Raw genomic sequence first — 9,579 nt, 5'->3', positions numbered from 1 at the left:
CGGCAAGACGCCCCCTACAGGTCGCGGTGGACCTTCGTGTTCGAGGCCTGGGCGCGGGGGCGGACCACCAGGAGGTCGATGTTGACGTGGCCGGGGCGGGTCACGGCCCAGGTGATGGTGTCGGCCACGTCGTCGGCGGTCAGGGGGGCCGCGACGCCCGCGTAGACCTTCTCGGCCTTCTCGGCGTCGCCGCGGAAGCGGGTCTTGGCGAACTCCTCGGTCTTGACCATGCCCGGGGCGATCTCGATGACGCGGACCGGTAGGCCGACGATCTCCAGGCGCAGGGTTTCGGCCAGGACGCGGGCGCCGTTCTTGGCGGCGACGTAGCCGGCGCCGCCCTCGTAGGTGGCGTGGCCCGCGGTGGAGGACAGGACCACGACCGTGCCGTCGCCGGAGTCGATCAGGGCGGGCAGGAGTGCCTGGGTGACGTTGAGGGTGCCGATGACGTTGACCTCGTACATCGTGCGCCAGTCGGCGGGGTCGCCGGTGGCGACGGGCTCGGCCCCGATGGCGCCGCCCGCGTTGTTGACGAGCACGTCGCAGCGGTCGAGGGAGGCGGCGAAGGCGTCGACGGCGGCGCGGTCGGTGACGTCGAGGGCGTGGGCGGCGGCGGAGTGGCCGGCCGCCGTCAGCTCGGCGGCGAGGGCCTCGATGCGGTCCTTGCGGCGGGCGGTGAGGACGACGTGGTAGCCGGCGCCGGCGAGCTGCCGGGCGGTGGCCGCGCCGATGCCGCTGCTCGCGCCGGTGACTACGGCGGTCCGGTTGGCGGTGGCGCTGGCCGTGCTCATCTGCGGGCTCCTCGGTCGTTCGGTCGTTCGGTCATGCGTACGGGCGATTACCCGCCAGCATAGGCGGGCCTCAGCGGCCGCGCGGGGCGTACATGATCACCGCCATGCCGGCGAGGCAGACGAGGGCGCCCGCGACGTCCCAGCGGTCGGGGCGGTAGCCGTCGGCGGCCATGCCCCACACGAGGGAGCCCGCGACGAAAACCCCGCCGTACGCGGCGAGGACGCGGGCGAAGTCGCCCTGGGGCTGGAGCGTGGCGACGAAGCCGTAGAGGCCGAGGGCGATCACCCCGGCGCCGATCCAGGCCCAGCCCCTGTGCTCGCGCACGCCCTGCCAGACGAGCCAGGCGCCGCCGATCTCCAGGACGGCGGCGAGGGCGAACAGGGCGGCGGAGCGGGCGATCAGCATGGCTCGAAGCGTACGCAGGGGCCGCCGGGCCCTGCCGCCCGCCGCCGTCTGCCGCCGCCCGCCGCCCGCCGCCGCCCGCCGGTTGGGCGAGGGCCTCGCCCTCGTTCGTGTGATGGTCCGACCGGTCGGAGACGGCTCCGACTAGCCTCCGCGCGTGGAGGTGGTGGCGGTGCGCCGTGGTGCCGTACGGAGTGTGGTGGTGGCGGGCTTGCTGGTGCTCGGGGTGTCCGGGCTGTCCGGGACGGGGGCGGGCGCGGCTGCCCGCCGAGGACCCGAGGCCGACCTGGCGTACCACGGGCGGGTGTCCCTGTCGCAGGGGCGGCTGCGGGTGTGGGTGGTGCCGCAGAACGAGGGGCCGGCCGCGCTGCCCAACGCGACGCTGCGGGTGCGCCTGTCGGCGGACCTCGCGGACCGGCAGGAGCTGGCGCAGGGCTGTGCGCGGGCGGGGCAGCGCGAGGTGGTGTGCGAGACGGGCGCACTGCCCCTGCACGGCCGCGGCCGGCACATCGGGCTGCTGCTGGAGCTGAAGGAGCCGGTGCCGGAGGTGGTGGTCCGGATCGACACCTGGTGGAACGGCGGGGCGTCCGACCGCGACCTGTCCAACAACCAGCACGCCGTGCTGGCGCTGGACACGGGCGACTCGTACGCCTTCTGACCGGCCGGGCCGCGTGGCCGCTACGGAGTGGCCACGCCGCCGAATTCCTCGACGGCCTCGCTGACGATCCGCTCCAGCCGGGCGTGGTGGGCGCCGCGCCAGTAGACGCGCTCGCACGCCGCGCACTGGGCGAAGACGTCGTACGAGCGCTGCGTCCCGCTCTCGAGCCGGTCGCCCACGCTGTCCTTGTCGGCCTCGCGCAGCGGCCCGTTGCACGCGGTGCACCGGGTCCACGGGGCGAGGGCGGGGGCGAACCGGCCGAGGACGTCGCGCAGTTGCTCGTCGGGGTTGTCGCTGTAGACGTACGCGCCGGCGAACAGCTCGCGGCGGCGCAGCAGTCCGCGGTCCCGGGAGAGCAGGACGCGCTGTTCGGCGGCGGAGCGGGTGGCCAGGGCGGGGTCGCCGATGTCCTCGTTCTCGTACGCCGTGTCCACGCCCAGCAGGCGCATGCGGCGGGCGAGCGTGCCGAGGTGGACGTCGAGCAGGAAGCGCAGCGGCGGGGCGTCGGGGCCGCCCGGGAGGTGCTGGGGGCGCTCGACGCCGAAGACCTCGACGGATTCCCCGGCGCGGGGTACGTACGAGACCTGCACCTCCCGCCCGTCGACGAGGAGTCGGCCGACCTCGGTGAGCGGGACGCCGGCCGACTCGACGACGTGGCCGAGGCTGGAGGCGCCGTCGGTCGTGGTCGGCACACGCGTGCCGCGCCGGGCGGGTGCGGCGAACACGTGCAGTTCGGGGGCGAGGGTGAGGGCGATGGCTGGTCCGTTCACGGGGCCAGCATGCCACTGCCGGGCGGCGCCCCGCGGGGGAATTACGGGGGCGCGCTGAGCTCCGGGCCTGATCGGCAGGACGCCCCCTAGGAGGCGGCCGCGGCCCTGTCGTGGTGCTCGCGGTGGGCGTTGACCTCGTCGAAGTGGTTCTCGGCCCACTGCTTCACGGACGTGAGGAGGCAGGCGAGGCTGCTGCCGAGTCCGGTGAGGCGGTAGTCGACGCGGACGGGGACGGTGGGGGTGACCGTGCGGGTGACGAGGCCGTCGCGTTCGAGGGAGCGCAGGGTCTGGGTGAGCATCTTCTGGCTGACCCCGGGGATCTTGCGGCCGAGGTCGCTGTAGCGCATGGATTCGTCCTCGGCCTGGGCGAGCGCGGCGACGATGAGGCCGACCCACTTGTCGCTGATGCGGGCCAGGAGCTGGCTGGTGGGGCACTCCTTGAGGAAGGCGTCGTAGGCGTAGCGGGCCTCTTCGCGGCGGGCCGCGGCGGTACGGGTGGCCATCGGGTGCCCCACTTCCGGGTCGGGTACGCACCTCCGAGTACGTACTTACGAAAGGAGAGTACCTCTCCCTAGGTTAGTGCTCAGCAGGAACGAGCGAACGAGACCGACCGAATCGGGGAGAGACCATGAGCGAGAACGAGCAGAGCGTACGGACCATGCGGGCGGCCGTCGTCAACGCCTTCGGCGGGCCCGAGCAGGTGGAGATCGTGCGGGTGCCGGTCCCGCGTCCGGCGCCCGGCCAGGTCCGCGTCCGCGTCGAGGCGGCCGGGGTGAACCCGGTGGACGGCGCCGTCCGCGTCGGCGTCTTCGGCGGCGCCGGGACGCGGCTCGGGCTCGGCTGGGACGTGGCGGGCGAGATCGACGCGGTCGGCACCGACGTCACCGGCTGGTCGGTGGGGCAGCGGGTGGTCGGGCTGCACTACGGGCCGGTCAAGCCGCTGGGCACGCACGCGGAGTACGCGGTGCTCGACGCCTCGGCGGTGGCGGCGGCGCCGGTCACCGTGGACGCCGTGGCCGCGGCCGGGCTCCCGCTGAGCGGGCTGACCGCCGCGCGGGCGGTGGGGCTGCTGGGGCTGGCCCCGGGGGCGTCGGTGCTCGTCACCGGAGCCGCGGGCGTGGTCGGCGCGCTCGCGGTGCAGCTCGCCGTACGGGCGGGGCTGGTGGTGACGGGCCTGGCGGGGGAGTCGGACGAGGAGTTCGTACGGTCCCTGGGCGCGGAGCAGTTCGTCCCGCGCGGCTCCGCTCCGGCCGGGCCGGTGGACGGGGTCCTGGACGCGGCCGTACTGGGGGAGCCGGCGCTGGGCTTCGTCCGTGACGGCGGGGTGTACGTGGGCCTGCGCCCGCACGCCGGCCCGGCCGCGGAGCGGGGGATCAGGGTGGTGGAGCAGGAGGTCGCGGCGGACGGCGCGCACCTGGCGGAGCTGGTGGCCCTGGTGGACGCGGGCGCCCTGACCCTGCGGGTCGCGCAGACGATCCCGCTGGCGGACGCGGTCAAGGCCCACGCCCGCCTGGCGGAGCCGGGCACCCGCGGCCGCCTGGTCCTGACCACGGCCTGACCGGGTGGCCTGACCGGGTGGCCCGCCGACCGGGGGATCGGCGGGCCGCCCGGCACCGGTCCGGGCTCAGCCGAACAGGGCGTATCCGGTGGGGTCGCCGGGCATCTGCCAGGCGAAGCCCTGGAGGAGGAAGCAGGCGAGCAGGTTGCTGCCGGCGAAGGTGAGCAGTACCGCCGAGGTGACGGCCGAGGCCCGGCGCAGGGCGGGGGAGGCGAGCCCCGCGTCGAGGGGTTCGCAGCGGGGGGTCAGGAACAGCGCGGCCCCGGCGGCGACGGCGGAGGCCAGGAAGGTGATGAGGGCCCAGGTGTAGAGGTGCAGGCCGAAGAGGGCGCCGGCGTAACCGGGGTCCGGGGGCACGATGTGCATCAGGACCTGGGTGGCGGAGACGACGCTGCCCGCGAGCGCGGAGACGACGGCCCAGCCCCAGCCGGCGGCCCACTCGGCGGTGGTGACCGCGCCCTTGCGGGAGCGGACGATGATCCAGGCCGGGCCCACCGCGCTGAGCAGGAAGAACATCCGCTGCAGCAGGCACATGGGGCAGGGGTGCTCCCAGAGTCCGAACTGGAAGAAGTACGCGCCGGCCAGGGTGGCGCACAGGCCGATGACGTAGGCGTGGGCGAACCAGAGGCCCAGCCGGTTCGAGGTGGATGCGGTGCTCACGGCTCTTCTCCTCAGAGGGCGATGTGGAAGGTGTGGTCGAGCACGTGGGGGAGGAACGCGATCACGCAGGCGATCAGCGTTCCCGTCCACAACGGCACCCGGACCCTGGCCGGCCAGGGCCGCAGCACCGCCACGACGCACAGGAAGATGAGGAGGAAGAGGAGGGTGTACATGGTGTCCCAGCTTCATCGGGGGGAACTCTTGCTTTCCGGTTCCACCCTCCGCCCGGGGGCTACGCGCCGGTAGCGGGATCGTGCCTATGCGCCCATAACCGCGCTTTATGGGCGCCCGGCGGCGGTCTCGGCGGTCGCGGCGGGCGCGGCGCCCTGGGCGGTCCCGGCGGCGCCGGCGGGCGGGGCCGCCGGGACGAACGCGCCCGTCAGCAGGCCGCGTACGGTCAGGGAGGCCGTGGTGGCCCAGGCCGCCAGCAGGAAGGCGTACAGGAACACCGCGAGCCAGCGGTACAGCACCAGGCCCGTGTGCTGGGCCAGCCCCTCCGCGCCCGTCACGCAGGTGCCCACCGGGAAGGTCAGCGCCCACCAGGTCAGCGAGAACCGCATCCCGAGCCGCCGCGCCCGTACGAGCATCGCGCAGGCGAACGCGAACCAGAGCAGCGCGAACCCCATCACCGGCACCCCGTAGATCACGGCCAGCATCCGGAAGCCCTCGGAGTACGGGGCCTGCACCACCCCCGGGGCGGCGTCGGCGAACTTGTTGGCGGCGGTGACCGACTGCCCCAGCGGGCCGAGCACCAGGAAGAGCGTCGGGGTCAGCACGAGCGGCAGCCGCGGGCCGGTCACCATCCGCCCGAAGACGACGGGCAGCAGCACCAGCGTGGCCAGCATGCTCAGCCCGAACATCGTGTAGCAGCCGAGCAGCAGGGCCCGCTGCCACTGGCCGGGCGGCAGGTGCGGGATCAGCAGCGGGCCGAGCGCGGCGGAGACCATCGGGGCGACGAGGGGCAGCAGCCAGACGGGTGAGGCGCTGCCGGGCCTGATCCGGTGGCTCTCGACCATCAGGTACGGGATGGCGACGGCGGCGAGCAGCCCGACGGCCGTCCCGGTGACGAAGAGGACCGAGTCGACGACCACGGCGGCGTGCAGGCCGATGACGTCCTTGCCGACCAGCATCGTGCCGCCGCCGACGGCGAGCAGCGCCATGGAGAGGCAGCCGTAGAAGGGGGCGACGGCCGGGTCGAGCAGATGGTCCCGGGCCTGGTCGGGGTGGCGGGCCCAGTGCACGGCGCGGGCGGTGAGCAGGACGGCCAGCATGACGGCGGACAGGGCCCAGAAGGCCAGGCTGAAGGTGTGCGCTCCGCGGACGTGCACGGGCAGGGCCACGCCCGCGTTGGCGACGATGGCGGTCCCCATCACGCTGGCGTACCAGTTGGGGCCGAGGTGCCGGATCAGGCCGGCGGGGGGCGGTGGCGGGGGCGCGGCCATGTGCTCACCGTGACCCGGGCCGATCACCCCCGCAACCGGGTGGATCGGTGCTGACCAGCGCGAACGGTGCCGGCTGGCCCGCATATCCGTGCGGTGGAACACTCGTTCCATGGGCGCCTCGACCGCGCCGGTACCGGCGCCGGCCGCCGCTCCGGTACCGCAGCCCGTACCGGTCCGGCTGGACGACGGCGCGTACCACGAGCTGGCGCGGTCCTTCCGGGGCGGCCTGGTGCGGGCCGGGGACGCTCCGTACGAGGAGCGCAGGCGGATCTGGAACGGCGCCATCGACCGGCATCCGGCCCTGATCGCGCCCTGTACCGGTTCCGCCGACGTGGTGGCGGCGCTGAAGTGGGCGGTGCAGACGGGTGCGCCGGTCGCGGTGCGCAGCGGTGGGCACAGTTTCCCCGGGCATTCGGTCTGCGACGGCGGCGTGGTGATCGACCTGTCGGCGATGAAGGAGATCCGGGTCGACCCCGAGGCCCGTACGGCCCGGGTCGGGGCGGGGGCGCTGCTCGGCGATCTGGACGCGGCGACGCAGCCGTTCGGGCTGGCCGTGCCGTCGGGGATCGTCACGCACACCGGCGTCGCGGGGCTCACGCTCGGCGGCGGGATCGGCTGGCTGAGCCGGAAGTACGGGCTGAGCGTGGACCAGCTGCTGTCGGTGGACCTGGTCACGGCGGGCGGTGAGCGGGTCACGGCCGGTGCGGCGCACGAGCCGGAGCTGTTCTGGGGGATGCGCGGGGCGGGCGGGAACTTCGGCATCGTCACGGAGTTCACGTTCCGGCTCAATCCCGTCGGCCCGACCGTGCTCGCCGGGCCGGTCCTGTGGCCGGTGGAGGACTCGCCGCAGGTCATGCGGTTCTACCGGGAGTGGATCGCGGGGGCGGCGGACGAGCTGACGACGATCGTGATCCACCGCAAGGCCCCGCCGTCGCCGGCGGTCCCGCCGGAGCTGCACGGCCGGCCGGTGGTGATGGTGATCGCCTGCTGGGTGGGGGACCCGGATGCCGGCGAGGAAGTGATGCGGCCGGTGCGGGAGTTCGGGCGGCCGCTGCTCGACCTGTGCCGGCCGAAGCCGTACCTGGCGCACCAGGCGATGTTCGACGCCTCGTTCCCGCACGGCTGGCGGTACTACTTCCGGGGCTGCGGTCTCGAACGGCTCGACGACGGCGCGCTGGACGTGATGGCGCGGTACGCGGGGCGGATCGCCTCGCCGCAGAGCGGTTTCCCGCTGTTCCAGCTGGGTGGCGCGGTCGCCCGGGTCGGCGAGGACGACACGGCGGCCTCGGGCCGCTCCCTGGGCCACATGCTGAACATCAACGGCATCAGGGACACGCCCGAGGGCTTCGACGAGGAGTGCGGGTGGGTCCGGGAGTTCTGGTCCGCGATGCGGCCGTACCAGGCGGGCGTGTACGTGAACTTCCTGATGGACGAGGGCGAGCAGCGCATCCGCCTGGCCTACGGCTCGCGGGAGCGGAAGCTGGAGCGGCTGCGCGCGCTGAAGGCCGAGTGGGATCCGGGGAACGTGTTCCGCCTCAACCAGAACATCCCGCCGGCGGGTACGTAGCGGGCAGGTGACGGGCGCACGGGGGGTGTCTTGCCGCGATGGCCTCCGGCGCGGCTACGGGCGCTCGCGCGAAGCCATGGCCAGGCTGGGTGGCGGGATCACCATCCAGCGAGCCGGAGGCGTAGATGAACCCGATGGACCAGGCCGCACTGGACGAAGTGCTGCGCGAGATCGTCGCGGACGGCGCCACCCCGGGAGGCGTGGTCGTCTGCGGTACGGCCGCCGGCGAGCGGGCCGTCCTGTCGGCCGGGGTCGTGTCCCCGTTCACCGGCCCCGGCACCCCCGACGAGCACACCGTCTACGACATCGCCTCCCTGACGAAGGTCACCGCGACCTGGCCGCTCGTCGGCCGCGCCGTCGACGATGGCCTCCTCGACCTCGACACGCCCGTGCGGGAGTTCCTGCCGCCGATGGACGGTGCGATGCCGAGCGGTGAGGCGACCGTACGGCAGCTGCTCTCGCACACCTCCGGGCTGCGGGCCGCCACCCGCTTCGACCTCTACGACCTGACCGCGCGCCCGCTGCACGAGCTGATCTGCCACGAGCTGATGGAGAACCTGCCCGGCGTCCACCGCTACATCAACCGCGGCTACATCCTGCTCGGCCTGGCCCTCGCCCACGTGCACGGCCGGCCGCTGGACGAGCTCGCCGACGGGCTGTGGGCCGAGCTGGGCATGGCCGACACCGCGTACGGCCCGGTCAGGCAGGAACCGCGCGTCGCGCCGACCGAACGCCAGGAAGGACACGACCGGCTCTGGGGAGCCGTTCACGACGAGAACGCGGCGATCATGGGCGGAGTCGCCGGGCACGCCGGGGTCTTCGCGCCGGCGGCCGACCTGGCGACGTACGCCGAGCACCTGCTCGCGGGGCGGCAGACCCCGCTCGGGCAGTGGTTCCGGATGAGTCTGGTGCCGCAGGCGGAGATCGAGCCGGGCCTGCAGCGGGGTCTGGGCTGGATCCTGGACGAGGGCGGGACGGTGGCCTACCACCTCGGGTTCACCGGTACGAGTCTCCACCTGGCCCCCGCCTCCGGCCGGTACGTGGTCATCGTGACCAACGCCGTCCACAACGGCGCCGCGGCGCGCATCCGGATCACTCCCCTGCGCGAGCGCGCCCACAAGCTCCTCGCGGCGGGCTGACCGGCTGACCGGGTCGGCCGGGCGGAACGCGGGTCAGGGCCAGACCAGGCAGTACGGCTGGTGGCCCGCCTCGTGCAGGCGGTGGCTGAAGTCCTGCCACTCGTGGAGCAGCTGGTAGACGTTGAACGCGTCGCGCGGCCCGCCCCGGTCCGGGACCGTGGACCAGATGAAGGCGGCCGCGCCGACCGACTCCTCGCCGATGCCGCGCAGCGGGTCGACCACGGTCATCGGGAGCTTGACGACCGCATAGTCCGGATGGAGGACGACCAGCTCCAGCGGGGGCACCTTGTGCAGGGGTATGCCCTCGATGCCGGTCAGGACCATCGCGGCCACCGTCTCCGGCTTGATCTTGGTGAACAGGCCGCCCATGCCGAGCTCGTCGCCGCCGAGCTCCTCCGGGCGCATCGTGACGGGGACGCGGGCGGCCGTCGCGCCGTCGGGCGCGCCGAAGTACTTGTACGTCACGCCCATGCCGCGGCCCTTGGGCAGGTCGTCGGGGGACTCCAGGGGTCCCGGTACCGGATCGGCCGCGTCCGCGGCCCGGCGCCGGTGCTTGCCCCGTCGGCGGGCTTCGCGGGCCTCGCGGGCGCGCTG

12 protein-coding genes are annotated in these 9,579 nt (G+C 74.2%); 4 read left to right on the top strand and 8 right to left on the bottom strand.

The window, feature by feature from the left end:
- Positions 1–14: 14 nt before the first annotated feature.
- Positions 15–788 carry an SDR family NAD(P)-dependent oxidoreductase gene (locus tag ACFY1T_RS04315; RefSeq protein ID WP_390786868.1) on the bottom strand — a complete coding sequence of 258 codons (774 nt, stop codon included), beginning with the start codon at positions 786–788 and terminating at the stop codon, positions 15–17.
- 70 nt (positions 789–858) lie between these two features.
- Positions 859–1,194 (bottom strand): YnfA family protein, encoded by a 336-nt coding sequence (locus ACFY1T_RS04310; RefSeq protein WP_352216614.1) that lies wholly within the window; start codon positions 1,192–1,194, stop codon positions 859–861.
- 154 nt (positions 1,195–1,348) lie between these two features.
- On the opposite strand from ACFY1T_RS04310, the gene ACFY1T_RS04305 reads away from it, so the two are divergent.
- Positions 1,349–1,849 (top strand): hypothetical protein, encoded by a 501-nt coding sequence (locus tag ACFY1T_RS04305; protein ID WP_390786867.1) that lies wholly within the window; start codon positions 1,349–1,351, stop codon positions 1,847–1,849.
- A gap of 20 nt (positions 1,850–1,869) precedes the next feature.
- Here ACFY1T_RS04305 and ACFY1T_RS04300 read toward each other — a convergent pair whose 3' ends face one another.
- Entirely contained in the window at positions 1,870–2,619 is a 750-nt protein-coding gene (locus ACFY1T_RS04300; RefSeq protein WP_390786866.1) for a Mut7-C RNAse domain-containing protein, read from the bottom strand.
- Positions 2,620–2,705: 86 nt separating this feature from the next.
- Positions 2,706–3,122 carry a helix-turn-helix domain-containing protein gene (locus tag ACFY1T_RS04295; RefSeq protein ID WP_030864523.1) on the bottom strand — a complete coding sequence of 139 codons (417 nt, stop codon included), beginning with the start codon at positions 3,120–3,122 and terminating at the stop codon, positions 2,706–2,708.
- Between the two features lie 155 nt (positions 3,123–3,277).
- On the opposite strand from ACFY1T_RS04295, the gene ACFY1T_RS04290 reads away from it, so the two are divergent.
- Positions 3,278–4,177 (top strand): NADP-dependent oxidoreductase, encoded by a 900-nt coding sequence (locus ACFY1T_RS04290; protein ID WP_390786967.1) that lies wholly within the window; start codon positions 3,278–3,280, stop codon positions 4,175–4,177.
- Between the two features lie 66 nt (positions 4,178–4,243).
- Here the strand turns inward: ACFY1T_RS04290 and ACFY1T_RS04285 are convergent, their stop codons facing one another.
- The 3 genes from ACFY1T_RS04285 to ACFY1T_RS04275 form a co-directional block, all read right to left on the bottom strand.
- Positions 4,244–4,837, bottom strand: coding sequence for a disulfide bond formation protein B (locus ACFY1T_RS04285; RefSeq protein WP_390786865.1), 594 nt, complete (start codon positions 4,835–4,837; stop codon positions 4,244–4,246).
- 11 nt (positions 4,838–4,848) lie between these two features.
- On the bottom strand, positions 4,849–5,010 hold the full coding sequence (locus ACFY1T_RS04280; RefSeq protein WP_234435518.1) for a hypothetical protein: 162 nt from the start codon (positions 5,008–5,010) through the stop codon (positions 4,849–4,851).
- Between the two features lie 105 nt (positions 5,011–5,115).
- Entirely contained in the window at positions 5,116–6,279 is a 1,164-nt protein-coding gene (locus ACFY1T_RS04275; RefSeq protein WP_390786864.1) for a TDT family transporter, read from the bottom strand.
- A 109-nt stretch (positions 6,280–6,388) separates the two neighbouring features.
- On the opposite strand from ACFY1T_RS04275, the gene ACFY1T_RS04270 reads away from it, so the two are divergent.
- Both ACFY1T_RS04270 and ACFY1T_RS04265 read left to right on the top strand, forming a co-directional pair.
- A complete protein-coding gene (locus ACFY1T_RS04270) occupies positions 6,389–7,846 on the top strand; it encodes an FAD-binding oxidoreductase (protein WP_390786863.1) in 1,458 nt (485 codons plus the stop codon).
- 125 nt (positions 7,847–7,971) lie between these two features.
- Positions 7,972–8,985, top strand: a complete 1,014-nt coding sequence (locus ACFY1T_RS04265; RefSeq protein WP_390786862.1) for a serine hydrolase domain-containing protein — start codon at positions 7,972–7,974, stop codon at positions 8,983–8,985.
- Positions 8,986–9,018: 33 nt separating this feature from the next.
- Here ACFY1T_RS04265 and ACFY1T_RS04260 read toward each other — a convergent pair whose 3' ends face one another.
- Positions 9,019–9,456 carry a hypothetical protein gene (locus ACFY1T_RS04260; protein ID WP_030161262.1) on the bottom strand — a complete coding sequence of 146 codons (438 nt, stop codon included), beginning with the start codon at positions 9,454–9,456 and terminating at the stop codon, positions 9,019–9,021.
- Positions 9,457–9,579: the final 123 nt, after the last annotated feature.

The sequence above is a fragment of the Streptomyces sp. NPDC001194 genome (assembly GCF_042896985.1).
GTDB lineage: Bacteria > Actinomycetota > Actinomycetes > Streptomycetales > Streptomycetaceae > Streptomyces.
The sequence above is the reverse complement of the archived record's forward strand: the minus strand, read 5'-3'. Positions and strand labels throughout refer to the sequence as shown.

Coding starts and splice junctions, on each gene's coding strand:
- ACFY1T_RS04315 (WP_390786868.1), bottom strand. CDS start 788: ATGAGCACGGCCAGCGCCACCGCCAACCGGACCGCCGTAGTCACCGGC.
- ACFY1T_RS04310 (WP_352216614.1), bottom strand. CDS start 1,194: ATGCTGATCGCCCGCTCCGCCGCCCTGTTCGCCCTCGCCGCCGTCCTG.
- ACFY1T_RS04295 (WP_030864523.1), bottom strand. CDS start 3,122: ATGGCCACCCGTACCGCCGCGGCCCGCCGCGAAGAGGCCCGCTACGCC.
- ACFY1T_RS04290 (WP_390786967.1), top strand. CDS start 3,278: ATGCGGGCGGCCGTCGTCAACGCCTTCGGCGGGCCCGAGCAGGTGGAG.
- ACFY1T_RS04280 (WP_234435518.1), bottom strand. CDS start 5,010: ATGTACACCCTCCTCTTCCTCCTCATCTTCCTGTGCGTCGTGGCGGTG.
- ACFY1T_RS04275 (WP_390786864.1), bottom strand. CDS start 6,279: ATGGCCGCGCCCCCGCCACCGCCCCCCGCCGGCCTGATCCGGCACCTC.
- ACFY1T_RS04270 (WP_390786863.1), top strand. CDS start 6,389: ATGGGCGCCTCGACCGCGCCGGTACCGGCGCCGGCCGCCGCTCCGGTA.
- ACFY1T_RS04265 (WP_390786862.1), top strand. CDS start 7,972: ATGAACCCGATGGACCAGGCCGCACTGGACGAAGTGCTGCGCGAGATC.
- ACFY1T_RS04260 (WP_030161262.1), bottom strand. CDS start 9,456: ATGGGCGTGACGTACAAGTACTTCGGCGCGCCCGACGGCGCGACGGCC.